16 protein-coding genes and 3 rRNA genes are annotated in these 26,613 nt (G+C 65.1%); 10 read left to right on the plus strand and 9 right to left on the minus strand.

Translation table 11 applies throughout. From position 1 onward, the window contains the following. Positions 1-382: 382 nt before the first annotated feature. The 3 genes from CTP10_RS07255 to rrf all read left to right on the plus strand — a co-directional run bounded on the left by CTP10_RS07255 (position 383) and on the right by rrf (position 5,375). Positions 383-1,916: ribosomal RNA gene (locus CTP10_RS07255) — 16S ribosomal RNA — on the plus strand. A gap of 337 nt (positions 1,917-2,253) precedes the next feature. Further along, positions 2,254-5,134 (plus strand): 23S ribosomal RNA (locus CTP10_RS07260). 127 nt (positions 5,135-5,261) lie between these two features. Further along, positions 5,262-5,375: ribosomal RNA gene (rrf, locus tag CTP10_RS07265) — 5S ribosomal RNA — on the plus strand. Together the 16S, 23S and 5S rRNA genes form the textbook arrangement of a ribosomal RNA operon. A 669-nt stretch (positions 5,376-6,044) precedes the next feature. On the opposite strand, the gene CTP10_RS07270 is transcribed toward rrf, so the two are convergent. After that, positions 6,045-7,304 carry an IS256 family transposase gene (locus CTP10_RS07270; RefSeq protein WP_116323376.1) on the minus strand — a complete coding sequence of 420 codons (1,260 nt, stop codon included), beginning with the start codon at positions 7,302-7,304 and terminating at the stop codon, positions 6,045-6,047. 471 nt (positions 7,305-7,775) lie between these two features. Between CTP10_RS07270 and CTP10_RS07275 the strand changes: the two genes are divergently transcribed. Then, the gene (locus tag CTP10_RS07275; protein WP_116323375.1) at positions 7,776-8,792 is read left to right on the plus strand and encodes an FUSC family protein; all 1,017 of its coding nucleotides are present in this window, start codon (positions 7,776-7,778) and stop codon (positions 8,790-8,792) included. Between the two features lie 6 nt (positions 8,793-8,798). Here the strand turns inward: CTP10_RS07275 and CTP10_RS07280 are convergent, their stop codons facing one another. From CTP10_RS07280 to rpoD, 5 genes are all read right to left on the minus strand, one after another. Further along, complete coding sequence (locus CTP10_RS07280; RefSeq protein WP_116323374.1) at positions 8,799-9,236, minus strand: YciI family protein; 438 nt, start codon at positions 9,234-9,236, stop codon at positions 8,799-8,801. Between the two features lie 146 nt (positions 9,237-9,382). Then, complete coding sequence (locus tag CTP10_RS07285; protein WP_116323373.1) at positions 9,383-12,190, minus strand: Hsp70 family protein; 2,808 nt, start codon at positions 12,188-12,190, stop codon at positions 9,383-9,385. Then, complete coding sequence (locus CTP10_RS07290) at positions 12,183-14,030, minus strand: Hsp70 family protein (RefSeq protein WP_116323372.1); 1,848 nt, start codon at positions 14,028-14,030, stop codon at positions 12,183-12,185. The genes CTP10_RS07285 and CTP10_RS07290 overlap by 8 nt, the downstream gene beginning before the upstream one ends. Beyond that, positions 14,027-14,593, minus strand: coding sequence for a DUF2760 domain-containing protein (locus CTP10_RS07295; RefSeq protein WP_116323371.1), 567 nt, complete (start codon positions 14,591-14,593; stop codon positions 14,027-14,029). The genes CTP10_RS07290 and CTP10_RS07295 overlap by 4 nt, the downstream gene beginning before the upstream one ends. 136 nt (positions 14,594-14,729) lie before the next feature. Beyond that, positions 14,730-16,703: an RNA polymerase sigma factor RpoD gene (rpoD, locus tag CTP10_RS07300; RefSeq protein ID WP_116323370.1), complete on the minus strand. Its 1,974-nt coding sequence runs from the start codon at positions 16,701-16,703 to the stop codon at positions 14,730-14,732. Between the two features lie 395 nt (positions 16,704-17,098). On the opposite strand from rpoD, the gene CTP10_RS07305 reads away from it, so the two are divergent. Genes CTP10_RS07305 through CTP10_RS07315 form a run of 3 tightly spaced genes read left to right on the plus strand, consistent with a single transcriptional unit; the run spans position 17,099 to position 19,290 of the window. Continuing rightward, the gene (locus tag CTP10_RS07305) at positions 17,099-17,347 is read left to right on the plus strand and encodes a hypothetical protein (RefSeq protein WP_116323378.1); all 249 of its coding nucleotides are present in this window, start codon (positions 17,099-17,101) and stop codon (positions 17,345-17,347) included. Between the two features lie 30 nt (positions 17,348-17,377). After that, entirely contained in the window at positions 17,378-18,343 is a 966-nt protein-coding gene (locus CTP10_RS07310; RefSeq protein ID WP_116323369.1) for a pseudouridine-5'-phosphate glycosidase, read from the plus strand. Beyond that, complete coding sequence (locus tag CTP10_RS07315) at positions 18,340-19,290, plus strand: LysR family transcriptional regulator (protein ID WP_116323368.1); 951 nt, start codon at positions 18,340-18,342, stop codon at positions 19,288-19,290. The genes CTP10_RS07310 and CTP10_RS07315 overlap by 4 nt, the downstream gene beginning before the upstream one ends. A 35-nt stretch (positions 19,291-19,325) precedes the next feature. Here CTP10_RS07315 and garL read toward each other — a convergent pair whose 3' ends face one another. Together garL and CTP10_RS07325 are read right to left on the minus strand one after the other, a co-directional pair. Further along, a complete protein-coding gene (gene garL / locus CTP10_RS07320; protein ID WP_116323367.1) occupies positions 19,326-20,120 on the minus strand; it encodes a 2-dehydro-3-deoxyglucarate aldolase in 795 nt (264 codons plus the stop codon). A 39-nt stretch (positions 20,121-20,159) separates the two neighbouring features. Continuing rightward, on the minus strand, positions 20,160-21,251 hold the full coding sequence (locus tag CTP10_RS07325) for a malate/lactate/ureidoglycolate dehydrogenase (RefSeq protein WP_116323366.1): 1,092 nt from the start codon (positions 21,249-21,251) through the stop codon (positions 20,160-20,162). Between the two features lie 208 nt (positions 21,252-21,459). On the opposite strand from CTP10_RS07325, the gene CTP10_RS07330 reads away from it, so the two are divergent. Then, positions 21,460-23,178 (plus strand): thiamine pyrophosphate-binding protein, encoded by a 1,719-nt coding sequence (locus CTP10_RS07330; RefSeq protein ID WP_116323365.1) that lies wholly within the window; start codon positions 21,460-21,462, stop codon positions 23,176-23,178. 48 nt (positions 23,179-23,226) lie between these two features. On the opposite strand, the gene CTP10_RS07335 is transcribed toward CTP10_RS07330, so the two are convergent. Then, the gene (locus tag CTP10_RS07335) at positions 23,227-23,928 is read right to left on the minus strand and encodes a GntR family transcriptional regulator (protein WP_116323364.1); all 702 of its coding nucleotides are present in this window, start codon (positions 23,926-23,928) and stop codon (positions 23,227-23,229) included. A 187-nt stretch (positions 23,929-24,115) separates the two neighbouring features. Between CTP10_RS07335 and araD the strand changes: the two genes are divergently transcribed. Beyond that, the gene (gene araD / locus CTP10_RS07340) at positions 24,116-25,855 is read left to right on the plus strand and encodes an L-arabinonate dehydratase (protein WP_116323363.1); all 1,740 of its coding nucleotides are present in this window, start codon (positions 24,116-24,118) and stop codon (positions 25,853-25,855) included. Positions 25,856-25,880: 25 nt separating this feature from the next. Beyond that, the gene (locus CTP10_RS07345) at positions 25,881-26,600 is read left to right on the plus strand and encodes a ribonuclease activity regulator RraA (RefSeq protein WP_116323362.1); all 720 of its coding nucleotides are present in this window, start codon (positions 25,881-25,883) and stop codon (positions 26,598-26,600) included. The last annotated feature ends 13 nt before the right edge of the window (positions 26,601-26,613 follow it).

The raw sequence follows: 26,613 nt of genomic DNA on the forward strand, positions 1-26,613 counted from the left end.
CTGCAGCGCAAGCAGCACTGCAAGCCGGCAGGAGGAAGTGGGTAGTTGAGATTTACTTCGGCTGGCAGCGCCAGTCGGAAAAAGAAAGTTCTCGAAAGTAGTTGCTAAATCGTAGAAAATTCTTTAATATCTCGTTTCTTCGCTGCTAACAAACAGCGACGCGACCAGCAAAGCGAATCGCGAAAGTTCTTTAACAAACAAACACCGATAAGTGTGGGCGCTTGATTAACGGATGCGAAAGACCTCGGTCTTTCAGCTTACAAGTTATACAGTGCTCGCACAGCAAAACGTGACTGGGTCTTCGGATCTGGTCAGTCAGTTTTCTGAGAGTGAGCGACCGCTCGAAAGAGCGAGGGAGCCGCGAGGCTTCCACACAGAGATTGAACTGAAGAGTTTGATCCTGGCTCAGATTGAACGCTGGCGGCATGCCTTACACATGCAAGTCGAACGGCAGCACGGGCTTCGGCCTGGTGGCGAGTGGCGAACGGGTGAGTAATACATCGGAACGTGCCCTGTCGTGGGGGATAACTAGTCGAAAGATTAGCTAATACCGCATACGACCTGAGGGTGAAAGCGGGGGACCGGTAACGGCCTCGCGCGACAGGAGCGGCCGATGTCTGATTAGCTAGTTGGTGGGGTAAGAGCCTACCAAGGCGACGATCAGTAGCTGGTCTGAGAGGACGATCAGCCACACTGGGACTGAGACACGGCCCAGACTCCTACGGGAGGCAGCAGTGGGGAATTTTGGACAATGGGGGCAACCCTGATCCAGCAATGCCGCGTGTGTGAAGAAGGCCTTCGGGTTGTAAAGCACTTTTGTCCGGAAAGAAATGGCTCTGGTTAATACCCGGGGTCGATGACGGTACCGGAAGAATAAGCACCGGCTAACTACGTGCCAGCAGCCGCGGTAATACGTAGGGTGCGAGCGTTAATCGGAATTACTGGGCGTAAAGCGTGCGCAGGCGGTTTGATAAGACAGGCGTGAAATCCCCGAGCTTAACTTGGGAATGGCGCTTGTGACTGTCAGGCTAGAGTATGTCAGAGGGGGGTAGAATTCCACGTGTAGCAGTGAAATGCGTAGAGATGTGGAGGAATACCGATGGCGAAGGCAGCCCCCTGGGACGTCACTGACGCTCATGCACGAAAGCGTGGGGAGCAAACAGGATTAGATACCCTGGTAGTCCACGCCCTAAACGATGTCAACTAGTTGTTGGGGATTCATTTCTTCAGTAACGTAGCTAACGCGTGAAGTTGACCGCCTGGGGAGTACGGTCGCAAGATTAAAACTCAAAGGAATTGACGGGGACCCGCACAAGCGGTGGATGATGTGGATTAATTCGATGCAACGCGAAAAACCTTACCTACCCTTGACATGCCACTAACGAAGCAGAGATGCATTAGGTGCCCGAAAGGGAAAGTGGACACAGGTGCTGCATGGCTGTCGTCAGCTCGTGTCGTGAGATGTTGGGTTAAGTCCCGCAACGAGCGCAACCCTTGTCTCTAGTTGCTACGCAAGAGCACTCTAGAGAGACTGCCGGTGACAAACCGGAGGAAGGTGGGGATGACGTCAAGTCCTCATGGCCCTTATGGGTAGGGCTTCACACGTCATACAATGGTGCGTACAGAGGGTTGCCAACCCGCGAGGGGGAGCCAATCCCAGAAAACGCATCGTAGTCCGGATCGTAGTCTGCAACTCGACTACGTGAAGCTGGAATCGCTAGTAATCGCGGATCAGCATGCCGCGGTGAATACGTTCCCGGGTCTTGTACACACCGCCCGTCACACCATGGGAGTGGGTTTTGCCAGAAGTAGTTAGCCTAACCGCAAGGAGGGCGATTACCACGGCAGGGTTCATGACTGGGGTGAAGTCGTAACAAGGTAGCCGTATCGGAAGGTGCGGCTGGATCACCTCCTTTCAGAGCGTGCATCCCAGGTTGAGCGTCCACACTTATCGGTAGTTTGTTGGTTAAGGCCAGGTGGCCAAATGCAAGCGCTTAAGGCTTTGAGCGTTTGCATTTGGCATTGCCAAGCGATCGAAGGATCGGCTGTTCTTTAACAATATGGGATGTAGTAAAGGTGTCGCGCGAGCGTTGATGAGACGCTGTAGTACCCAACGCGATACCGGGTTGTGATTGTATCAACCAAAATGTATTTAAGTGATCGAAAGATGACTTGGAATACGGCACAAATGCGAGAACTCAACCTGTAGTGAGCGGTGTCATGGAGCGCAAGCTTGAGACACACTTGTTATAGGGTCAAGCGAACAAGTGCATGTGGTGGATGCCTTGGCGATCACAGGCGATGAAGGACGCGGTAGCCTGCGAAAAGCTTCGGGGAGCTGGCAAACAAGCTTTGATCCGGAGATGTCCGAATGGGGAAACCCGGCCCGAATGGGTCATCCCACACTGAATTCATAGGTGTGGGAAGCGAACGCGGCGAACTGAAACATCTAAGTAGCTGCAGGAACAGAAATCAACCGAGATTCCCAGAGTAGTGGCGAACGAAATGGGAACAGCCTTGTACTCTTTAGCAGCATTGTTAGCAGAACGGGATGGAAAGCCCGGCCATAGCAGGTGATAGCCCTGTATGCGAAAACAGCGTTGTGGAACTAGGTGTACGACAAGTAGGGCGGGACACGTGAAATCCTGTCTGAAGATGGGGGGACCATCCTCCAAGGCTAAATACTCGTGATCGACCGATAGTGAACCAGTACCGTGAGGGAAAGGCGAAAAGAACCCCGGGAGGGGAGTGAAATAGATCCTGAAACCGCATGCATACAAACAGTCGGAGCCTGGCAACGGGTGACGGCGTACCTTTTGTATAATGGGTCAGCGACTTACATTCAGTGGCAAGCTTAACCGATTAGGGCAGGCGTAGCGAAAGCGAGTCCGAACAGGGCGTTGAGTCGCTGGGTGTAGACCCGAAACCAGATGATCTATCCATGGCCAGGTTGAAGGTGCGGTAACACGTACTGGAGGACCGAACCCACTAACGTTGAAAAGTTAGGGGATGAGCTGTGGATAGGGGTGAAAGGCTAAACAAATCTGGAAATAGCTGGTTCTCTCCGAAAACTATTTAGGTAGTGCCTCGTGTGTCACCTTCGGGGGTAGAGCACTGTCATGGTTGGGGGGTCTATTGCTGATTACCCCGCCATAGCAAACTCCGAATACCGAAGAGTGCAATCACGGGAGACAGACATCGGGTGCTAACGTCCGGTGTCAAGAGGGAAACAACCCAGACCGCCAGCTAAGGTCCCCAAGATTGGCTAAGTGGGAAACGAAGTGGGAAGGCTAAAACAGTCAGGAGGTTGGCTTAGAAGCAGCCACCCTTTAAAGAAAGCGTAATAGCTCACTGATCGAGTCGTCCTGCGCGGAAGATGTAACGGGGCTAAGCCAGTCACCGAAGCTGCGGACGCACAGCAATGTGCGTGGTAGGAGAGCGTTCTGTAAGCCTGTGAAGGTGTCTTGTAAAGGATGCTGGAGGTATCAGAAGTGCGAATGCTGACATGAGTAGCGATAAAGGGGGTGAAAGGCCCCCTCGCCGTAAGCCCAAGGTTTCCTACGCAACGTTCATCGGCGTAGGGTGAGTCGGCCCCTAAGGCGAGGCAGAGATGCGTAGCTGATGGGAAGCAGGTTAATATTCCTGCACCGTCGTATGATGCGATGGGGGGACGGATCGCGGAAGGTTGTCCGGGTGTTGGAAGTCCCGGTCCCTGCATTGGAGAAGGCGCTTAGGCAAATCCGGGCGCGGAATTCAAGGATGTGGGGCGAGCGGCCTAGTGCTGCGAAGCAATTGGAAGTGGTTCCAAGAAAAGCCTCTAAGCTTCAGTCATACGAGACCGTACCGCAAACCGACACAGGTGGGCGAGATGAGTATTCTAAGGCGCTTGAGAGAACTCGGGAGAAGGAACTCGGCAAATTGGTACCGTAACTTCGGGATAAGGTACGCCCTGGTAGCTTGACTGGCCTGCGCCAGAAGGGTGAAGGGGTTGCAATAAAATGGTGGCTGCGACTGTTTAATAAAAACACAGCACTCTGCAAACACGAAAGTGGACGTATAGGGTGTGACGCCTGCCCGGTGCCGGAAGATTAAATGATGGGGTGCAAGCTCTTGATTGAAGTCCCGGTAAACGGCGGCCGTAACTATAACGGTCCTAAGGTAGCGAAATTCCTTGTCGGGTAAGTTCCGACCTGCACGAATGGCGTAACGATGGCCACACTGTCTCCTCCCGAGACTCAGCGAAGTTGAAGTGTTTGTGATGATGCAATCTCCCCGCGGCTAGACGGAAAGACCCCATGAACCTTTACTGTAGCTTTGCATTGGACTTTGAACCGATCTGTGTAGGATAGGTGGGAGGCTTTGAAGCGTGGACGCTAGTTCACGTGGAGCCGTCCTTGAAATACCACCCTGGTTTGTTTGAGGTTCTAACCTTGGCCCGTGAATCCGGGTCGGGGACAGTGCATGGTAGGCAGTTTGACTGGGGCGGTCTCCTCCCAAAGTGTAACGGAGGAGTTCGAAGGTACGCTTGGTACGGTCGGACATCGTACCTAAAGTGCAATGGCAAAAGCGTGCTTAACTGCGAGACCGACAAGTCGAGCAGGTGCGAAAGCAGGACATAGTGATCCGGTGGTTCTGAATGGAAGGGCCATCGCTCAACGGATAAAAGGTACTCTGGGGATAACAGGCTGATACCGCCCAAGAGTTCATATCGACGGCGGTGTTTGGCACCTCGATGTCGGCTCATCTCATCCTGGGGCTGTAGCCGGTCCCAAGGGTATGGCTGTTCGCCATTTAAAGAGGTACGTGAGCTGGGTTTAAAACGTCGTGAGACAGTTTGGTCCCTATCTGCCGTGGGCGTTGGAATCTTGACGGGGGCTGCTCCTAGTACGAGAGGACCGGAGTGGACGTACCGCTGGTGTACCTGTTGTCTCGCCAGAGGCATCGCAGGGTAGCTATGTACGGAAGAGATAACCGCTGAAAGCATCTAAGCGGGAAACTCGCCTGAAGATGAGGATTCCCTGGAGGCTTGACCTCCTTGAAGGGTCGTTCGAGACCAGGACGTTGATAGGCTGGGTGTGGAAGCGCAGTAATGCGTTAAGCTAACCAGTACTAATTGCCCGTAAGGCTTGATCCTATAACCAGTGTGTTTCACCTGGTGTGTGTGATCGTGTCTGTGCCCTCGGTTGGCACAATACGCACAACCCCCAACTACATCCCGATTCGCAGCGTTGGCCTCAACCTCAGCGCTGCACCCCCTTATGCCTGGTGACCATAGCGAGCTGGAACCACCCCTTCCCATCCCGAACAGGACCGTGAAACAGCTCCGCGCCGATGATAGTGCGGATTACCCGTGTGAAAGTAGGTCATCGCCAGGCTCTTATTGTGCAAAACCCCTCGACAGCGTGTGCTGCGAGGGGTTTTTGCTTTTTTGGATTTGATTTTTGTTGCAAGGCAGTAGGTGGCCTGCTGGCGCGGTTGATGACATGTTGTCGGCCGTTAAAGCGCCGGTCTCGCTGTTGATGACATGCTGTCGGCTGTTTGGGCGTCCGCTGTTCGCTGCCTATGACATGCTGTGGGCCGTTGAACCGCCTGGTTCCGCCCTCCTGGGCGGGTCACTTTTTGTCCGAGCGACAAAAAGTAACCAAAAAACGCGTCGCCTGAGCGGCTGGCTATCAATTCATCGGCGTGGGTGGTTCGGGCGGTGGTGATTTCCGTTCGACGGGGCTGGTGGTTCGCACCTGCTACGCTAGGTGAGTTTGGGATAGTGGCTGCGTCGAACCGCTATTGGACGATCCCCATGCCGGGCGTAGGCCGCCTGCTAAATGCGTTATCGGTGGGACGCCTTCGGCTGCGCTGCGCGCCACTCAGTATCGCAGGTCGGGTGCTCTGGCAGGGAGTGCGTCGCTGCGCTCGCGCAGCGCCGTCGTGAAACACGCCTGGCCCGAAGCCGGGGCGAGAACGTGGGCGTAGGGGCCTGTCAGTTTTTTTGTGTGCAGGGCAGGTAAAGGCTCATCGCTCAACTTGAGGGGTGAGCCAGAATTATCTCAACGATGCGGATGAGTGAAGCGGTCCTCATAGAGGATCGCAAACTGATTCATGGCGGCCTTCCAGTCATGGGTTGAACTGCCCCACTTCCCGGTAATGTTGCGCAGGGCCAGCCACAGCAGCTTGGTCGCCGCCTCATCGCTGGGGAAGTGGCCCCGCGTCTTGATGATCTTGCGCAACTGCGCATTGATGCTCTCAATGGCATTTGTTGTGTAGATGATCTTGCGAATCGCCGGCGGGAACGCAAAGAACGGGATCACCTGATCCCAGGCGCGACGCCAGGACGCGGCGATCGGAGGGTAGTCCTTACCCCATTGCCCTTGCTCGAAGGTCTCTAGCTCGGCCAACGCAGCCTCCACGCTGGGGGCCGTGTATACGGGCTTGAGCGCCGCCGCCACGGCCCGGCGCTCCTTCCAACTGGCGTACTCCAGGCTGTTCCGGATCAGATGCACGATGCAGGTCTGCAGCGTCGTTTGGGGGAACACCGCGTTCAGAGCCTGTTCCATGCCCTTGAGGCCATCGGTGACCGCGATCAGGATGTCCTGGGTGCCGCGAGTCTTCAGATCATTGAACACCTTCATCCAGAACTTGGCGCCCTCGGTGGTCTCGATCCACAGGCCCAGGATGTCGCGGGTGCCGTCCGGCAGCACGCCCAAGGCCAGGTAGACGGCCTTGTTGCGCACCACGCCGTCCTCACGCATCTTGACCCGCAGCGCGTCGAAGAACACGACCGGGTACATCACCTCAAGCGGACGGGCCTGCCAGGCGGTGACCTCGTCCATCACCGCATCGGTCACCGAGCTGATGAACTCGGGCGAGACCTCGGTGCCATACTGCTCGGCCAGAAACGCCTGGATCTCGCGCACCGTCATGCCACGGGCGTACATGGCGATGATCTTGTCATCGAATCCGGTGAAGCGCCGTTCGTGCTTGGGAATCAGGACCGGCTCGAAGCTGCCGTCACGGTCGCGGGGGATATCCACCCGCAGCGGCCCGTCCTCGGTCAGGACCGTCTTGGCGCTCCTGCCGTTGCGCTGGTTGGCCGTGCCGGCCGGGCGCTCGGCGCCCGCCGGGTAACCTAGGTGGTGACCCAACTCAGCGCCCAGGGCCCGCTCGATCAAAGCCTTCTTGAACGCCATCGAGGCGTCCTGAACCGCCTCAGCGGTCATGGGGCCCTTTACGAATTGGGCAATCAGGTCCTCGGGGATGGTCGGCAGCTCACGGTCGGCGGCCTGGCTCGTCTTGGTTTTGCGTGGCATGACATGCTCCTTGGCGACATGTTATGCCCTAAACACAAAATTTCTGACAGGCCCGGGCGTAGCCCTGCCACCTTAGGGCCGGCGCGCAGCGCAGCCGCAGGCGTTCCTACCATGCCGCCCGCAGCAGGGTCCACCCACAGCTCTGGGCTCGTTCAAGCATCGCGTCTATCCCGAGCCACCGTGGCGCACCACGGCGTCAGGCAGTCTTGCCCTGCAACGAAGCAAAGCCCCGTACGAAAGCCCCCGTCCGCTACGATAAGAGTGGCCGCCCGCAGGGCCGTAAACGCGTTTTTTGGTTACTTTTTGCCGCTCGGGCAAAAAGTGACCCGCCCAGGAGGGCGGAACCCAGCGGTTCAACGGCCGACAGCATGTCATCAACAGCGACAGCGGGCCGCCAGCATGTGCCCGAGCCACAGCTAAAAACCCCCCAGTACCATAAACTTGGCAACCCCCGCCACGCCAAGCAAAACCATGCTAGCAATCCTGCGCAAAACCACCGACGCGCTGTTCGACACAAACCGTCGCTTTCGGCAAGCCAGGCTGTTCCACGCCACGCGTGTCGCACTGGCATTGCTGGCGTCAATTGCCCTGACCACCGGCATCGATATCCCGCACGGCGAGTGGGCCACCATCACCGTACTGGTGGTCATCGGCGGCCTCCAGCACCACGGCAATATCCGCCGCCGCGCCGCGGAACGGGGGATCGGCACCCTGATCGGGGCCCTCATCGGTCTCGCGCTGATCGTGCAGCAGTCCTTCTTTGGCCAGCCATTACTCACCTACGCGCTGCTGGCGCTGATCTGCGGATATTGCGCGTACCACGCCATCGGCACAGGCGGCTACATCGCATTGCTTGCAGCGATCACGGTGGTAATTACAGCCGGCCACGGCGAGCAGAATATCGCCGACGCGTTCTGGCGCACCGCTGACGTGTTTATCGGTACCGCGATCGCATTGGTGTTTTCCTTCGCGTTGCCGGCCTATGCCTCATACTCATGGCGCATCCGCCTGGCAGGGCTGTTGCGCGCCAGCATGGCGGTCCACACGCGGATGCAGCGCGGTTTTGCTGATGCCGCTGAACTGCGCGCCGCCATGATCGACCTGGGGTCGAAGCTGATCCCGCTGCGCGGGCTGATCCCCTCTGTGGCCAAGGAGACGGGCGTGCCCGCCGCCGAGTTCGAGGAAATCCAGCACGGAGCGCGCGTCTGTATCAGCGCGCTGGAACTGATGGCTACGATCGAGTTTGAGGGCGGCTTGCGGGAGGGCGACGATCCCGGCATCGACGCTACCTTGCTGGCGCTGGCCGACGCACTGGAAACTGGCATGGCACCATTGCCGGCGCCAGCACCACGCACCGTCGTGGCGGAGCCAGAGCCCGGGCCGCTGCCGATCATGGCGCGGCAGCTGGCCGGCGAACTGGCCAGCCTGCGCGCCAGGCTTGACCGGCTGAGCAGGCAGTATGGCTTTCCGTACGCCGCTCGCCCGTAACCTTTGTCAGCGCGGCTTGTCGGCTTGCTTGTCGACCTGTGCGCGTAGCCGTTCTTCCTGCTCGCGCAGCTCAGGCGTGAATTCGGCGCCGAAATCCTCGGCTTCGAACACCTGGCGGATCTCGATCTCGGACTCGCCCTCCATGGGGTTAGGGCAGCGCTTGACCCATGAGATGGCCTCATCCATCGATTTGACCTGCCACAGCCAGAATCCCGCAATCAGCTCATTGGTCTGCGCAAACGGGCCGTCCGTCACGGTCCGCTCCTTGCCAGAGAAGCGCACGCGCTTGCCCCTGGCGCTCGGATGCAGGCCCTCGCCGGCGAGCATGATGCCGGCCTTGACCAGCTCTTCGTTGAAGTTGCCCATTGCCGTCAGCAACTCCGTGCCCGGCATCTTGCCGGCTTCGGAATCGCTCGTTGCCTTGACGATCACCATGACGCGCATTGTCTTCCTCCTTGAAGGCCTGGCTGCCGCCATGGCAGCAGGAGCAAGTCAGAATAGGTGAAATTCAGGCCGCCTTCAAATGACGCCACGGGCGCATGGGATGCCCGCAAGACGGGGTCGGAACCCTTTGCAAAGGGCCCCGACCATCACCCCGCGATCAGCTTGAGCCCGGCGGGCAGCGCTTCCCCGAATACCCGTCCTTCGTCCGCGGCATCGAGCTCGACGATTTCGCGCACCATCGCAATCCAGCTTTGCGGCGCGTTGGCGGCTTCGAGCCGGCGCACGACATCGGCCCGGGTCTCGTCGGGCAGGTCACGGGTGCGGTCGCCGGTCATGCGCGCGATCTGCACCGCGGCGAATGCGGCGGGTTCGACCTTCTTCCAGTCGAGCGCGAGGATTGCGTCGAGCCATTGCGTAGCGATCTCCGCCGGCACCACGCTGTGCGCGCTGCCATAGAACGGCATGCGCGCGCCGATGCGGCCTACCGCCCACCAGGCCAGGTTATTTTCCGATGGCTTGCGCAGCCGCGTCAGCAGCCAGCCGGCAAGCTCGATCTTGGTGTCGGCCGACAGGCGTTCCAGCGATCCGGCCAGGCGCACCATGTCGGCATAGCCACCGCGCGTGGGACCAGCGGGCTTCTTGTAGTGTCCGCTGCCGGGCGGCTGCAGGTAGAACGCCATGTCTTCGAACAAGCGCAGCTGCGCGCTTTCATCGAGGCCGCCAGCGGCGCGCCGCCATAGCGTCCACCACTCCGACCAGTTCTGGCTTTCGTTGACGTACTGGATGCCCTGGTCGTACTGCGACCAGAGCTGCTCGACGCGCCATTCGTCCAGCGGATAGCCGAACCCCGGCCGCACGCAATAGCCGGCCAGGTTCAGCCACAGGCGTTCATGGTCGGCCGTGCGGCGGCGGCGTTTGGCGCGCTCCCAGAACGCGCCGAACAGCTCGCGCAGCAGGGCGCTGTCCCATTGCTCGCGCGCGCCCAGCACCTGCTCCAGTTGCGCACGCAGCCGCTTGACCTCCTTGGGGCCCACGTCCTGAGAGCGGGCGCCGAAGGTGCGGTCGATCGCCTCGATGGCCTGCGGCAGCGACGGATGCGCGGTCGCGGCTACGGGTGCTTCCGCCGGGGCGTCGTTGCCGCGCAGCTGGAACTCCAGCTGCCAGCGTTGCGCGGCATCGGCGATGTCGATGCAGTGGACTTCGAGCGTGCCCACCTCGGTCAGCGATGTGCTGATCTGCACCGGCGTCTCGCGCGGACCGCGGGCGCCGCGCGCCGGCACGACGGTGGCGATCGGCGGCAGGCGCACGAAGTCGCCAGCCGACAGGTCGACCAGCTCGCCTGGCTGGTAGGCGGTGTCGGCAACGGACGACACCAGGTGGAATTGCACGGGGTGCCCGACCCGCAGGGCAAAGGTACGGTCGCTGAGGTGGACCTCATGGCCTTCCTCGGTGCCCTTGGGCAGCAGGCAGATGCCTTGTTGCCCCGACGCACCGTCGTCAAGGACAAGGAAATAGCTGCGCGGCGAGCCGCCCCCGATGCGCGGCGCCTGTCCGCTGCGGGCCCTTGCATAGGCCACCGCGCCGCGCGCCACGGCAATGTCGGGATCGGCGTTGTGCAGCACGTGCAGCGGCGCACCGCGCCATGCGCCCAGGGTCTCGGCGATGCGGCCTGCCAGCGCATCCGCGCGGAACACGCCACCATTGAGCAGCAGGGTGTCGGGCACGGGCAGGGCATCTTCCTGCACCGGCGGCGCTTCCAGGGCCATGCGGGACTGCGCGGCATGTTGCGACAGGAAGCCCGCGACGTGCCGCGTCACAGCCGGATCGGACGCGTATGGCAGGCCGAACTCGACGATGGCACCTCGCGCGCGGCCGGGCCGTTCTGCGGATGCAACCTTGGGGAAGAAACCGTCGACGACGAGTTGCTCGACTTCCTGCCGCGTCACCTCCACCGATCGCGCGCCGCCGATCAGCTTCGAACCCGCACCGAGGAGGGTGACCGTGACGGAATCCGGCGCCTGCGCGCTGAGCAACTGCTCCTTGGCGGCGCGGCTGCGTGCCACCAGCTGCGACAGGCTGGAAGCTGACAGCCGCTGGCCTTCGCCGAGGCGCGCTTCGACCAGGTGCGCCAGCGCCAGGTCCATGTTGTCGCCGCCGAGCATCAGGTGGTTGCCCACGCCTATACGGGTCAACTGCGGCGTCGATTGCGGCTGCCCGTCCTGCATTTCCACCCGGATCAGCGTGAGGTCGGTGGTGCCCCCACCGACGTCGCAGATCAGCACCAGGCGTGTCTGCGCGAGGTCAGCGTCCAGCGTCTGGCGATGGTGGAACAGCCAGTCGTACAGCGCGGCCTGAGGTTCTTCGAGCAGCCGCAGCGCGGGCAGCCCGGCCAGGCGCGCGGCCTCGAGCGTCAGCGCGCGCGCGCCTTCGTCGAACGAAGCGGGCACGGTAAGGACCACGTCCTGCTGTTCGAGCGGCGCATCGGGAAACCGATGGTTCCAGGCCGCGGCGACGTAGCCCAGGTAGCTGGCGCTGGCGACCACCGGCGAGATCTTGTCGGCGTCGTCGGGCCCGCCCCACGGAAGGATGGGCGCGGTGCGGTCGACCGACGCATGCGACAGCCAGCTTTTGGCGCTGGCGACGAGCCGGCCGGGGACCTGCGCGCCCAGCGTTGCCGCCAGCCGGCCGAACACGGTCCGGCGCGCGGCGGCGCTGGCGGCGGTCTGCCAGGGAAGCTGCAGGTCATCGCCGCTGAGTTCGCCCGGCGCCGCGTGGTAGCGGACCGAGGGCAGCAGCGGGCGCGCCGCTACTTCGCCGGGGCTGACCAGCTGGTCGATATCGAAGACGCGGATATCGTCCGACCCGGCCCTCGCGTAGGCGACGACCGTATTGCTGGTGCCCAGGTCGATGCCGACGACGTACTGCTTCGCCGGCGAGGAAGCTGCCTCAGGCATCGGCGCTGCCGCGCACGTCGAACTCGACCTTCCAGCGTTCGCCGTTGCCGCGTGGCACCGCTTCCAGCTCCAGCGTACCGGCCTCGGTCACGCGCGCATGCAGCCTGACCGGCACCACTTCGCCAGCGGTGCGGCCTTCGGCGGGCAGCGTTGCCTGGATCTCTTCCAGTTCCTGCAGTTCTTCCGGACCCCAGAAGTCGAGCAGCGTGCCGACCTGGTCCTGGCGTCGCACCGACGAGCCGAAGAAGCGGAAATGCACCGGCTCGCCCACCACCAGGCCGAACTCCTGCGGCGGCAGCGCGGCATCGGTGCCTTCTTCCATGCCGAACGGCGCCACGCACAGCGCCTGGATCGGCGGCTCGAACCCGGGCACGGCCGGCATCGACGATTCCACCGCGACATAGTAGGCGCGCGCGGTGCCGCCACGGATGCGCACGCCCTTGCCGCGCCGCACGTAGCCGTAGTAGGCCGCGCCGCGTGCCACGGCCAGGTCCAGTTCGGCGCCGCCCAGCAGCCGCGCGGGTGCGGCGCTTTCGCCGGCGAGCCAGCCGTTGAGGGTCTGCAGGATACGCTCGACCAGCAGTTCCGACTTGAACACGCCGCCGTTGAACAGCACCGCGGTCGGATGCAGGAAGGTCGCGCCTTCCGCCTGCGCGCCCTGGAAGCCTTCCAGTTCGGCCAGCGCGGCAACCTGGCGGCCCAGGAACGCGGCCAGGTGGCGCGTGATGGCCGCATCCTGCGCGTACGGCAGCCCGAGCTGCGTCAGGCCGGCCCGGGTACGGCTGACCGGGCGGGCCGAGGCGTCGACCTGCGGGAAGAAGCCTTCCAGGATGGTCTGCGTCAGCTCGGCGCGGGTCAGGTCCGTGCGGATCGAGCCGCCGATCAGCTTCGAGCCGCGGCTCGGCACGACCAGCGGCACGGTATCGGTGGCGGGATCGGTAAGCAGCGTTTCCTTGGCCGCGCGGCAGGCGTAGGTCAGCGCGCGCAGTTGCCACGGATCGGCTTGCGTGCCCTGGGCCGCCAGCTTGCGTGCCACCACGTGGGCCAGCGCCAGGTCCATGTTGTCGCCGCCGAGCAGGATATGGTCGCCCACGGCGACGCGGTGCAGCTCCAGGTTGCCGTCGCGCTCGATCACCGCGATCAGCGACAGGTCGGTGGTGCCGCCGCCGACGTCGACGACCAGGATGATGTCGCCGACCTTGACCTGCTTGCGCCACTGGCCGCCGCTTTTCTGGATCCAGCTGTACAGCGCGGCCTGCGGTTCTTCCAGCAGGGTCATGCGGGCATAGCCGGCCGCGGCTGCCGCTTCGGCGGTCAGTTCGCGCGCGGCGGGGTCGAACGATGCGGGGATCGTGACCGTGATGTCCTGCTCGCCGAACGGCGCGTCGGGATGGGCCTGGTCCCAGGCTTCGCGCAGGTGGTTCAGGTAGCGGACCGATGCCTCCAGCGGCGATACGCGCGAGACTTCCGGCGGCGCGTCGGCCGGCAGGATCTGCGCGCGGCGGTCGACGCCGGGGTGGCACAGCCAGCTTTTCGCGCTCGACACCAGGCGGATCGGCGTGGCCGCGCCGCGGGTGCGCGCCATCTCGCCCACGGCGAAATCGCGCTCGGCGGTCCACGGCAGCGCCAGGTCGCCGGGCGACAGTTCGCTCGCGTGCGGCAGGTACAGGAAGGAGGGCAGCAGGTCGAGGTCTTCGACGGCGCCCGGCGCGGTCAGCTGCGTGATGGCCTGCACTTCCTGGCTGGTCTTCTCGCCATCGCTGGCGGCCAGGTCCACGTAGGACAGCGCGCTGTGGGTGGTGCCCAGGTCGATGCCGATGGCGTAGCGGGCTTCGCTCATAGCTCGACCTCGGCCGGGGCGATCACGGTGGCGTCATGGCGCTCGGCCACGCGGGGCAGGCGCACTTCCTCGACCTTCCAGCCGCGGTGGCTGATGCTGCCGTGGAACGGCGCGCTGCCGACCACGTTGCCGGTCAGGCGGATGGCGGTGGCGTCAAAGCCGTCGGCCACCGTCACGCGGCTGCCTTCGGCTTCCTCGCGCACCGGGCGGATGGTGAAGTGCTCGCGCAGCACCGCGCGGCAACCGTCGTGCACCAGGCGCGCGGCGGCGCCGATTTCCGTGTCGGAATAGCGGGCGATGTCTTCCTCGACGAAGTCGACGAAGCGGGCGTCACGCTGCAGCAGGCCCAGCAGCTGCAGTGCCGCCACCGGGCTGGCTTCCTTCAGTGCGGGAGTTTCAGGCGCTGCTGCCGGGACCGGTGCGGCCACGGGGGCCGGCGCCGCGGTCTCGCCGTTGCGCAGCCGCTTGATTCCTGCCGCGAGCTGGGCGTCGCCGAGGATGGCGAAGAAGGTGCCCACGGCAAGCGAAACCCTGCCGAAGAAAGATAGGTTCGAGTCAGTCATGAAAAAGCTCCCGTGGCCCGTCGGGGCCACCCAGACCGGGATTTTGCCCTAACAAGTGTGACAGCCGGCCAGTTTGCGACGAAACGGCCACGGCAGCTTCCCATGCGCCGCCCGGTGCACGCCGGCCGGCCGGAGATCAGGCGTCGCGCAGGTAGGTCATCAGGCGGTCAGCGCGGCTCGGGTGCTTGAGCTTCTTCATGGCCTTGCTTTCGATCTGGCGGATCCGCTCGCGCGTGACGTCGAACTGCTTGCCGACCTCTTCCAGCGTATGGTCGCTGGCCATGTCGATGCCAAAGCGCATGCGCAGCACCTTGGCTTCGCGCGGGGTCAGCTCGTCGAGCATCTCGCGCACTACCGCGCGCAGGCCCGCCTGCAGGGCGGCATCGGCCGGCGTGGCGTTGTCCGAGTCGGCAATCATGTCGCCCAGGCTGGTGTCGCCGTCTTCGCCCACCGGCGTTTCCATCGACACCGGCTCCTTGGCGATCTTCATGATCGAGCGGATCTTCTCTTCCGGCATCTCCATGCGCTCGGCCAGCACGGCCGGATCCGGCTCCTTGCCGGTCTGCTGCATGATCTCGCGCGAGAGGCGGTTGAGCTTGTTGATCTGCTCGATCATGTGCACCGGCACGCGGATGGTGCGGGCCTGGTCGGCGATGGCGCGCGTGACGGCCTGGCGCACCCACCAGGTCGCGTACGTGGAGAATTTCCAGCCGCGGCGGTATTCGAACTTGTCCACCGCCTTCATCAGGCCGATATTGCCTTCCTGGATCAGGTCCAGGAACAGCAGTCCGCGGTTGGTGTACTTCTTGGCGATCGAGATCACCAGGCGCAGGTTGGCCTGCGTCATCTCGTGCTTGGCCTGGCGCATCTGGCGCTCGGCGGCAAGCATCTTGCGGTTGACCGACTTCAGTTCGGCCAGCGACAGCGTGGCGCGGGCCTGGATGTCGATCAGCTTCTGCTGGTGCGATTCCAGGTCAGGCAGGGCACGCGCCACGGCGGCGCTGTACGGGCGGCCTTCGGCCACCAGTGCCTGCCCCCAGGCAAGGTTGGTTTCATTGCCGGGGAAGCGCGCCACGACGTCCTCGCGCGGCATCCCGCAGCGCTCGACCAGCAGTTGCAGCACCTGGCGCTCGACCACGCGCACGGCATCGACCATCGACTGCACATCGGCGCACAGGCGCTCGATGGTCTTGGCGGTGAAGCGGATCGTGCGCAGTTCTTCACGCACCGCGTCGCGGGCGGTCAGGAAGACTTGCGACTGGGTGCCGTCCGCCGTTTCTTCGCCGCGCATCACTTCGAACTGCGCGGCCACGCGCGCAAACCGCTTCAGGCATTCCTCGCGCAGCTGCGCCGAGTCGGTATCGGCACCGCCCTGCTGGGTCGAGCCTTCGTCGGCATCGTCTTCGTCGCCGTCTTCGTCGTCGGCGCTGACACTGGTGTCTTCGGCCTCGTCGTCGGAAGCGGGGGCTGCGGTGACGTCTGCACCGCTCTCGTCGCTCAGGCCGTCGACCAGGTCGTCGATCGACATGTCATTGGTGGACACCCGCTCGGACAGTTCCAGGATCGTCGCGATCGTCGACGGGCACGCCGAAACCGCATGGATCATGTTGTTCAGGCCGTCTTCGATACGCTTGGCCAGCTCGACTTCCTGCTTGCGCGTGAGCAGGGTGGCCGAGCTCATCTCGCGCATGTACATGCGCACCGGGTCGGTGGTGCGGCCGAATTCGGAGTCGACCGTGGACAGCGCCACCTCGGCTTCTTCTTCGGCCTGGTCGTCGGAGGCGACCGCCGGGCCGTCGCTCAGCAGCAGCGTTTCGGCATCCGGCGTCTGCTCGTAGATCTTCACGCCCATTTCGGCGAACGTGTTGACGATGCTTTCCATCGCCGCCGTGTCGGTGAAGTTTTCCGGCAGGTGGTCGCTGATATCCGCGTGGGTCAGGTATCCGCGCTGTTTGCCCAGCTGGATCAGGGCGCGCAATTGCTGGCTACGCGCGGCGGCCTCGGCCGAGGGGTCAGGCTGAGCCGCGGACCCGCCGGGGGTCTGGCCTAGGCCCTTGATGGCTCCTGCATCTCGTGATTTGGCTGCCGTACGTTGTGCGCCGCTTGTCATTGACTGCTTTTTCCTTCGTGAATGGCAATTCGACGGCAGCGCGCACGATCGCGTGCATCTGCTCCTGCTGCCGAGGCTAAAGAGGGGGTTCGTTATGGCGAGGGGCCGCAAAAAGGGGTCCGCCGTGGCCTTCGAATCGGGGCCCGACATTGTACAGCCATTGGTGCGTCGCAGCACCCTGTGGTCGCACGGAAGGTACTGTGGACTTGCCTGAACGGCGTAATCGGTGTATGCGCCGATCCATTCTATAGGTGCTCAGAAAGCCATGTGAGGGCAACATGCGGCATATCAATGTCGGCTCCGAGGCCGGATAGCGGTTTTAGCTTAGGCTACCCGGCTAAAATCAGGGGCGCGGCACAAGTTCGTGCCGCGTCGACAAAGGCCCCCGAATGCCCATGAACCCGAGAACGATCACGATGGTGCTCTTGCTGGCCGCATGCAGCATCCCGGCCTACGCGAGCCTGGCGTCGGACGCGCGCGCGTTCAAGCAAAACGTCAAGGCGGCGGGCAAGCAAGGCGGCCACGCGGTGCGCGATGCGGCGCATGCCGTCGGCCGCGGTGCCAAGGAAGCCGGCCATGCCGTCGGCGGTGCGACGAAGCAGGGCTGGCATGCGACGAAAAAGGCAGTAAAGGGCAGCGACTAACCAGTGCAGGCCGTCCCTTTACGCCCCGGCATGAACGCTGCCCTTGCCCAGGACTGGCTGGTCTTCAGTGCGCCAGTGGCCGCCGCGCGGGCCGCGGGCCGTCCCGTGGTCGCGCTTGAATCGACCATCATCGCGCACGGCATGCCTTACCCGGAGAACGTGCGCACCGCCCGCGAGGTGGAGGCGTTGATCCGCGGCCTCGGCGCCGAGCCGGCGACGGTCGCGGTAATCGGCGGGCGCATCCGCATCGGCCTGTCCGACGACGAGCTGGAACTGCTGGGCCGCTCCGGGCAGGCGCACAAGGTCAGCCGGCGCGACCTGCCGGCGGTGCTGGCCAGCGGCGAACTCGGCGCCACCACCGTGGCGGGGACGATGATCTGCGCCGCGCTCGCGGGTATCGAGGTCTTCGTCACCGGCGGCATCGGCGGCGTGCACCGCGGCGCGCAGGAAACCTTCGACATTTCGGCCGACCTGCAGGAACTGGCCAGGACCTCGGTGGCGGTGGTCTGCGCCGGCGCGAAATCGGTGCTGGATATCGGCCTGACGCTGGAATACCTGGAGACGCATGGCGTGCCGGTGCTCAGCTGCGGGCAGGACAACGTCGCGGCGTTCTACAAGCGCGACAGTGGCTTCCGCGCGGATTACCGGCTGGACGACCCGGCGCAGCAGGCGCGCTTTATCCGCGCCAAGTGGGACCTGGGCCTGGCGGGCGGCGTGGTGCTGAGCACGCCGGTGCCCGAAGCGGCCGCCATGGCCTCGGCGGAGATCGATGACCTGACCACACAGGCGCTCGCCGAAGCCGCCGCGCAGGGCATCGCCGGCAAGGCCGTGACGCCGTTCCTGCTGGCCCGCATCAAGGCGCTGACGGGCGGCCGCAGCCTGGCGACAAATATCGCGCTGGTCAAACACAACGCCGAAGTGGGCGCGCGGCTGGCCCTGGCGCTGGCGGCTACCGGAGCGCTGGCCGGTCCGGACACCTCGCCGGGCACGCCATGAACACCAATGCCCCCGCACCGCTGAATTCCGACGACCTGGCCTGCTTTGTCTGCGTGGCCGGCACGGGCAGCATCTCGCGCGCGGCGCTGGAGCAGGGCGCGGACCAGTCCACGGTCAGCCGGCAGATCGCGCGCCTGGAAGCCAGCCTGGATACCCGGCTGTTCCATCGCACCGGGCGCGGCATGATCCTGACCGAGGCGGGCCAGACCCTGCTCGGTTATGCGCGGCAGGTCTCGGCCACGCTGGCCGACGCGCGCGAGGCGATCCGGGCCTCGACCGCGCAAGGTCCGGCGCAGCTGATCATCGCGGCGCAGCCGACCATCGCCAACACCGCGTTCGCCAGCATCGGCACGGCCGTCAGGCAGCGCTTCCCGGCGACCCGGCTGCGCTTTGTCGAAGGGCTGGCCAGCCCGTTGCTGGCCTGGCTGGCGGAAGGCGAAGTCGATGTCGCGCTGCTCTACCTGCCCGACCAGCATGGCGCGCTCAAGGTGGACGTGCTGCTGGAAGAAGACCTGACACTGGTCACGCCGACCTCGTGGAGCCATATCGGGCCGACTTTCCCTTGCGGCAGCCTGGACGAGGTGCCGCTGATCCTGCCCAGCACCGGCCACGGGCTGCGCGTGCTGGCAGAGAACCTGGTGGCGCGCGCCGGCAAGCCGCTGCAGCTGGCGATGGAGTGCGATGCGTCGAATACCGTGTCGATGCGGCTGGTGGAGGATGGCTGCGGTGCCACGCTGCTGCCGTTCGCCGCGGTGGCGGACCGCGTGGCGCAGGGGCGGCTGCGCTGCGCCCGGCTGGTCGAGCCGGTGGTGACGCGGCAGGTCGCGCTGGCCACCGCGCGCAACCGGCCGCCGGTGCCGGAGCTGTGGGACATCATGCAGGCCGTGCGCCAGTCGGTGCGCAATACCGTGATGTCGGGCGCGTGGCCGGGCGCCCGGCTGGTCTGATCACCTCATTCCACCTCAGCCCGCGCCCGCTACCCTCAGTCGGCAAAGCGGTCGCGCAGCGCCTGCGTGGCCTGGCGCAGCAGCACGTGGTCCAGTCCCACCGCAACGAAGCTGGCGCCCATGTCGAGGTAGCGGCGCGCGTCGGCCTCGACCGGCGTCAGCGTGCCGACGGCCTTGCCGGCCTGCCGGGCCGCCCGGAAGATGCGCTCGACCTCGGCCTGCACCTCGGGGTGGTTGGGGTTGCCGAGATGGCCGCAAGCGGCCGCCAGGTCATTGGGGCCGATGAAGATGCCGTCGACGCCTTCCACCGCGCAGATCTCCTCCGCAGCATCCACGCCTTTCCGGCTCTCGATCTGCACCAGCACGCACAGGTTGTCGTTGATCTGCTCGAAATAGCCCGGCATGGTGCCGTAGCGGTTGCTACGCTGCGTCATCGCCACGCCGCGCGTGCCCAGCGGCGGATAGCGGGTTGCCGAAACCGCCTGGCGCGCCTGCTCGGCGCTTTCCACGAACGGGATCAGGAAGTTGTGGAAGCCCAGGTCGAGCAGGCGCTTGAGCAGGATCGGGTCGTTCCACGCGGGCCGCACCACGGGGGCGCTGACGCTGTCCTTCAGCGCCATCAGCTGCGGCAGCAGTGTCAGCGGGTCGTTGGGAGCATGCTCGGTATCGAGCAGCAGCCAGTCGAAACCGGCCACGCCGACGATCTCGGTGGTCACCGGGCTGGCCAGCGAGCACCAGCAGCCGATCTGGCGCTGCTGGCCGAGCACGGCGGCACGGAAGGTGTTGGGCAGCGGCGAATACGGGGCGCGGGTTTGGTTAGCCGAGGGCATGCGGTCTGCTTCCTTGTTGTCGGGGGGGTGAAGTAATGCTCAGGCCGCCAGCCGCGACAGCGGCCCGGGCGAAATGCCGCGGACCGACTGCACGCGCGCGGCGGCGTCGTCAAGCTGGGCCAGCGTGCCGCTGTCCACCGGGATGGCTTCGGCGCGTTCGCGCCGGCGTTGCCGTTCGGGTTCGCCGGGCAGGGCGATGCCGGCATGCCCGGCCTGATGGCGCGACGAGCGGACCCAGTCGGCGAAGGCCTGGACTTCGCCGCCGAAGCTGGTGCTGGTGCCCAGCCGCTGCGGGTCGAATACGATCGCCAGCATGTTGTTCCATACCGCGTGGCGGTGCGTCAGTGTCTCGGGCCGGATGGTGTGGCCGCCGGTCACCGCGGCGCCCAGCAGTTCGCACATCACCGCCAGCACATAGCCCTTGTGCTCGCCGAATGCCTGCAGCGCGCCCTGTGCGGCGCCGTCAGTGGGGAACATCACCTCGGGCCGCGTGGTCGGCACGCCGTCCGCATCGATCAGGCAGCCGGCCGGCACCTCGACCCCCTTGTTGTGGGCCACGCGCACCTTGCCGAGCGCGATCGCGCTGGTGGCGAAGTCGAGCACCAGCGGCTCCGCGCCCGCCACCGGCAGGCCGATCGTGAAGGGATTGGTGCCGAAGCGCGCTTCGCTGCCGCCGTGCGGGGCGACGAGCGGCTTGGACAGCACGTTGACGAAGTGGATCGAGATCATGCCCGCCGCGCACGCCTGCTCGGCCCAGTGCCCGACGCGGCCGAGATGGTGCGACTGGCGCAGTCCCATCACGCAGACGCCATGCTCCCTGGCGCGGCCGATTGCCAGCGCCATGGCTTCCTCGGTCACCGCCTGCCCCATGCCGCGGTTGCCGTCCAGGCTCAGCATGCTGCCGCCGTCGTGCAGCACGCTGACGTTGCGGTTGAGCTGCAGCTCGTCGGCCTGCCACGACAGCACGTACTTGGGAATCATGCCGACGCCGTGCGAATCGTGCCCGCTCAGGTTGGCGCCGACCAGGTGGTCCGCGGTGAGGCGCGCCTCGCGCGTGTCGGAGCCCGCCGCCAGCCAGAGATCGGTGACCCATTGGTGCAGGGCAGGCGTGGAAATTTGGTGTTCGCTCATGTCTGTCTCGAATTGTTCTTGGATGGGGCGCCTTCCCGTTGGCAAGGCGCGGGCCCGGCGAGCGGACATTCTGGCAGCAATCTACCTGCCGGCGGCCACCCCGGCCTTGCATTTTCTGCATAGCAGGCATGCAGGAAGACGCGTGCGGATGTGGCAGGCCCGAGGCAACAATCGACGCCGTGCCTTCCCCGAACCCTGATGAGACGCCATGCCTGCCGATTCCGCCCTGACTGATGCCCGAGAGACCGACGCTGCCAGGATTGCCGCGCCAGGCCGCCGCACCGGTGGCCGCGCGCTGGTCGACGCCTTGCGCCTGCACGGCGCGGACCGCGTCTTCTGCGTGCCGGGCGAAAGCTTTCTCGACGTGCTGGATGCGCTGCACGACCAGCCCGCCATCGAACTGGTGGTTTGCAAGCATGAGGGTGCCGCGGCGAACATGGCCGAGGCCGACGGCAAGCTGACCGGCCGCCCGGGCATCTGCTTCGTGACGCGCGGGCCGGGCGCCACCCATGCCAGCATTGGCGTGCATATCGCGGCGCAGGATTCGACGCCGATGATCCTGTTCATCGGCCAGATCGCGCGCGAGCACATGGGGCGCGAGGCGTTCCAGGAAGTCGACTACACCGCGATGTTCGGCGGCATGGCCAAGTGGGTGGCACAGATCGACGCTCCCGAGCGCATCCCGGAACTGGTCGCGCGGGCGTTCCAGTGCGCAACCTCCGGGCGGCCCGGCCCGGTGGTGCTTGCGCTGCCGGAGGACGTGCTGGACGGCCTGTGCGAGTGCGCCGATGCCGCGCCGTACCGCCCGGTCGTGGCCGCGCCGTCGCAGGACGATGCCGAGGCGCTGCGTGCCGCGCTGGGCGCCGCCGAGCGCCCGCTGGTGATCGCCGGCGGCGCCAACTGGAGCGCCGCTGCCGCGGCGGACTTCGCCGCCTTCGTCAAGGCCTGGGACCTGCCGGTGGCGTGCGCCTTCCGTCGCCAGGACGTCATTGACAACCGCGATGCGCACTATGCCGGCCACCTGAGCCTGGGCATGAACCCGCGCCTGGCGCAGCGCGTGCGCGACGCCGACCTGATCCTGGCCTTCGGCACCCGCCTGGGCGATATCGCCACCGACAGTTACCAGCTATTGACGCCGCCGCGGCCGCGCCAGCGGCTGGTGCACGTGCATGCCGACAGCGCCGAACTGGGACGCGTCTACCAGGCGGAACTGGCGATCCAGGCCGGCATCGGGCCGGGGGCACGCATGCTGGCTGCACTGGCCCCGCCGTCCTCATCGTCCTCGCTGCGCTGGTCGGAATGGACCTGCGCCGCGCGCGCCGACCACGTCGCCTTCTCGGCCCCGGTGGCGCCGAACGCGCAGGCGCGTGGCGTCGACCTGTGCCAGGTGATGCAGCACCTCGACCAGGCACTGCCGGACGACGCCATCCTGAGCAATGGCGCCGGCAACTACACGGTCTGGCTGCACCGCTTCTTTGCCTACCGGCAGCCGCGCACCGAACTGGCTCCCACCTGCGGCGCCATGGGCTACGGCCTGCCGGCGGCCATCGCGGCCAAGCTGCGCGCGCCGCAGCGGACCGTGGTCTGCTTTGCCGGCGACGGCTGCTTCCAGATGTATCCGCAGGAACTGGCCACCGCGGCGGAGGCGGGCGCCAACGTGATCGTCGTGCTGGTCAACAACGGCATGTACGGGACCATCCGCATGCACCAGGCCAGGCGCTATCCGGGGCGCGTCAGCGGCACCGGCATCCGCAACCCGGACTTTGTCGCCTTGGCGCGCGCCTGTGGCGCGTGGGCCGAGCGGGTCGAGCATGCCGACGGGTTTGCCGCTGCCTTCGAACGCGCCCGCGCCGCCGGCACGCCGGCCGTGATCGAGCTGATGACCGATCCGCGCCAGATCACCCCGGCAATGTGGGTGGAGGAATGAGATGCGGCGAAACAGGCGGTGAAACAGGTGCGGTGAAGCGCGGTGCCGTCAGCGGAAATAGTCGGTGAAGCGCCCGCGGATCTCGTCGATATTGGCCAGCGTGCCCGACAGGTGGGCGCGCAGCGCGCCTTCGGCACGCGCCGGATCGCCGGCCGCGATCGCGTCGACAATGGCGTCATGGTCGCGCAGCACCGCCGTCGCCTTGCCGGGAATCGGCAGGTGCAGGCGGCGCAGCCGGTCGAGGTGGCCGCTTTGCCGGCGCACCAGCGTCCACAGGTCGGGCACCCGGGCCGCTTCGTAGAGTTCGCGATGGAAGGCCTGGTCGTTGACGTTGAATTCGTCGAAGTCCTGCAGCTCAAGCATCAGGCGCTGCCGCGCGACCGTGGCGCGCAGGCGCTCGACCAGCACGGGATCGGCCTGCAGCGCCAGCGTGCGCACGATTTCCAGCTCGACCGAGCGGCGCAGGAAGTGCGCCTGCGTCACCAGGGCGACGTCGATCGGGCTGACCACGGTGGCGTGCTGCGGAAAGATGTCGACCAGGCCTTCTTCGCCCAGCCGGATCAGGGCGTCGCGCACCGGGGTCTGGCTGATGCCATACAGGTCGGCCAGCTCGGGGCGCGACAGCACGGTGCCCGGGGGCAGGGCCATCGAGATGATCTGGTCGCGCATGTGCTCGAACACCTGCGGCGCTGCGTGGCGCGTGCGGTCGAACTGGAACTTGGCGGCGGTAGGAACGGTTGCGGATGGCATGGGAAGGCTCGGCGCATGCCTGGAGCGCCACACCGGTGGCGCCGAGGCGTTGCTGATGCGCTGGATTCTAAGGGATTTCACCCGGATTCTCTTACATTGACGTACTAATATATTAGTGCTTTAATGTTTTCGAACGACGCCAGGCGGCACGATCGCCTGGCACCAGACAACAAGGTGGAAGAGACACATGACGGCTCGCAAGAAAACGCCGGACGCGCTGCGCAGCGCGCGCTGGTTCGCACCCGATGACCTGCGTTCGTCGGGCCATCGGTCCCGGATCATGCAGATGGGCTACTCGCCGGGCGAGTGGATGGGCAAGCCGGTCATCGCCATCATCAATACGTGGTCGGACATCAATCCCTGCCACGCCCACTTCAAGCAGCGCGTCGACGACGTCAAGCGCGGCATCCTGCAGGCCGGCGGCTTCCCGATCGAACTGCCGGCGATCTCGCTGTCGGAAAGCTCGGTCAAGCCGACCACCATGCTCTATCGCAATTTCCTCGCGATGGAGGCGGAAGAGCTGATCCGCTCGCACCCGATCGACGGCGCCGTGCTGATGGGCGGCTGCGACAAGACCACGCCGGGCCTGCTGATGGGCGCCACCAGCGCCGGCGTACCGGCGATCTTCGTTCCCGCCGGACCGATGCTGCGTGGCAACTACAAGGGCAACGTGCTGGGTTCCGGCTCGGACGCGTGGAAATACTGGGACGAGCGCCGCGCCGGCAATATCACCGACGCGCAGTGGACCGGCATCGAGGCCGGCATCGCCCGCAGCCACGGCACCTGCATGACCATGGGCACGGCCAGCACGATGACGGCCATCGCCGAAGCCATCGGCATGACGCTGCCCGGCGCTTCGTCGATCCCGGCGGCCGACGCCAACCATATCCGCATGTGCTCCGAGGCCGGCCGCCGCATCGTCGACATGGTGTGGGAAGACCTGACGCCGCAGCGCATCCAGACGCACCAGGCCTATGAAAACGCAATCGCGGTGGCGATGGCGATGGGTTGCTCGACCAACGCGATCATCCACCTCATCGCCATGGCCCGGCGCGCCGGCCATGACATCGGCCTCGAAGACTTCGATGCTGCCAGCCGGCGCGTGCCGGTGATCGCCAATATCCGGCCCAGCGGCGACAAATACCTGATGGAGGATTTCTTCTACGCGGGCGGGCTGCCTGCGCTGATGCAGCGCATCAGCGACCGCCTGCACCTGGACGCGCTCACCATTACCGGCCGCCCGCTGGGCGAAACCATCGCCCATGCCGAGGTCTACAACGACGACGTGATCCGCACGCCGGAGAACGCGCTGTACCAGGAGGGTGCGCTGGCGGTGCTGAAGGGCAACATCGCGCCGGACGGCTGCGTGATCAAGCCCAGCGCGTGCGAGAAACGGTTCTTCCGCCACACCGGCCCGGCGCTGGTGTTCGACGACTATCCGTCGATGAAGGAGGCGGTGGAGCGCGATGACCTCGACGTCACCGCCGACCACGTGCTGATCCTGCGCAACGCCGGCCCGCAGGGCGGCCCCGGCATGCCGGAGTGGGGCATGCTGCCGATCCCGAAGAAGCTGGTGAAGCAGGGCGTGCGCGACATGCTGCGCATGTCAGACGCGCGCATGAGCGGCACCAGCTACGGCGCCTGCATCCTCCATGTCTCGCCCGAATCGTATGTCGGCGGACCGTTCGCACTGGTGCGCACCGGCGACCTGATCTCGGTCGATATCGAACGGCGCAGCATCCACCTGGAAGTCTCCGATGAAGAACTGGCGCGCCGCCGTGCGGAGTGGACGCCGCCGCCGCCGCGTTTCGAGCGCGGCTATGGCTGGATGTTCTCCCGGCATATCCGCCAGGCCAACGAAGGCTGCGACTTCGATTTCCTGCAAACCGACTTCGGCGCGCCGACCGGCGAACCGAGCATCTACTGACGCCACCACACCGGCAAGGATCACCATGACCCGACTCAGCCCCGCGGTACGGGACCAGCTCAAGACCGTCAGCACCGCCACGCTGTGCACCGCGCTGTTCAAGCGCGGCCTGCGCAACCAGTTCATCCAGGATGTACGCCCGCTGAACCCGGAAGGCGGCACCATGGTGGGCGAGGCCTTCACGCTGCGCTATATCCCGGCGCGCGAAGACCTCAACCCCATCACCGTGTTCCAGGACCCCGCGCATCCGCAGCGGCAGGCGATCGAGCAATGTCCGCCGGGCGCGGTGCTGGTGATCGACAGCCGCAAGGATGCGCGCGCGGCCTCGGCCGGCTCGATCCTGGTCACGCGGCTGATGCAGCGCGGCGGCGCCGGCATCGTCACCGACGGCGGCTTCCGCGATTCGCCCGAGATCGCGCGGATGGCGATGCCGGCCTACCATCACCGGCCTTCTGCGCCGACCAACCTGACGCTGCACCAGGCGCTGGAGTTCAACGTGCCGATCGGCTGCGGCGATGTCGCGGTGTTTCCGGGCGACGTGATGGTCGGCGACGGCGAGGGCGTGATCGTGATCCCGGCGCACCTGGCCGAAGAGATCGCCGCCGAGGCCGTGGAGATGACTGCGTTCGAGGACTTTGTCACCGAGGAAGTGAGCAAGGGCCGCTCGATCATCGGGCTCTACCCGCCGACGAGCGAGCAGGCACGCGAGGACTTCGCGGCCTGGCGCAAGGCCAACGGCCGCTAGCCGCCTGGCCCCG

Origin of the sequence: Cupriavidus sp. P-10 (genome assembly GCF_003402535.2) — a bacterium.
In the GTDB taxonomy this organism is placed as follows: Bacteria; Pseudomonadota; Gammaproteobacteria; order Burkholderiales; family Burkholderiaceae; genus Cupriavidus.

Bases quoted from the DNA above. Each gene is read 5' to 3' on its own strand.
- CTP10_RS07270 (WP_116323376.1), bottom strand. From the start codon at position 7,304: ATGCCACGCAAAACCAAGACGAGCCAGGCCGCCGACCGTGAGCTGCCG.
- CTP10_RS07275 (WP_116323375.1), top strand. From the start codon at position 7,776: ATGCTAGCAATCCTGCGCAAAACCACCGACGCGCTGTTCGACACAAAC.
- CTP10_RS07280 (WP_116323374.1), bottom strand. From the start codon at position 9,236: ATGCGCGTCATGGTGATCGTCAAGGCAACGAGCGATTCCGAAGCCGGC.
- CTP10_RS07285 (WP_116323373.1), bottom strand. From the start codon at position 12,190: ATGCCTGAGGCAGCTTCCTCGCCGGCGAAGCAGTACGTCGTCGGCATC.
- CTP10_RS07290 (WP_116323372.1), bottom strand. From the start codon at position 14,030: ATGAGCGAAGCCCGCTACGCCATCGGCATCGACCTGGGCACCACCCAC.
- CTP10_RS07295 (WP_116323371.1), bottom strand. From the start codon at position 14,593: ATGACTGACTCGAACCTATCTTTCTTCGGCAGGGTTTCGCTTGCCGTG.
- rpoD (WP_116323370.1), bottom strand. From the start codon at position 16,703: ATGACAAGCGGCGCACAACGTACGGCAGCCAAATCACGAGATGCAGGA.
- CTP10_RS07305 (WP_116323378.1), top strand. From the start codon at position 17,099: ATGAACCCGAGAACGATCACGATGGTGCTCTTGCTGGCCGCATGCAGC.
- CTP10_RS07310 (WP_116323369.1), top strand. From the start codon at position 17,378: ATGAACGCTGCCCTTGCCCAGGACTGGCTGGTCTTCAGTGCGCCAGTG.
- CTP10_RS07315 (WP_116323368.1), top strand. From the start codon at position 18,340: ATGAACACCAATGCCCCCGCACCGCTGAATTCCGACGACCTGGCCTGC.
- garL (WP_116323367.1), bottom strand. From the start codon at position 20,120: ATGCCCTCGGCTAACCAAACCCGCGCCCCGTATTCGCCGCTGCCCAAC.
- CTP10_RS07325 (WP_116323366.1), bottom strand. From the start codon at position 21,251: ATGAGCGAACACCAAATTTCCACGCCTGCCCTGCACCAATGGGTCACC.
- CTP10_RS07330 (WP_116323365.1), top strand. From the start codon at position 21,460: ATGCCTGCCGATTCCGCCCTGACTGATGCCCGAGAGACCGACGCTGCC.
- CTP10_RS07335 (WP_116323364.1), bottom strand. From the start codon at position 23,928: ATGCCATCCGCAACCGTTCCTACCGCCGCCAAGTTCCAGTTCGACCGC.
- araD (WP_116323363.1), top strand. From the start codon at position 24,116: ATGACGGCTCGCAAGAAAACGCCGGACGCGCTGCGCAGCGCGCGCTGG.
- CTP10_RS07345 (WP_116323362.1), top strand. From the start codon at position 25,881: ATGACCCGACTCAGCCCCGCGGTACGGGACCAGCTCAAGACCGTCAGC.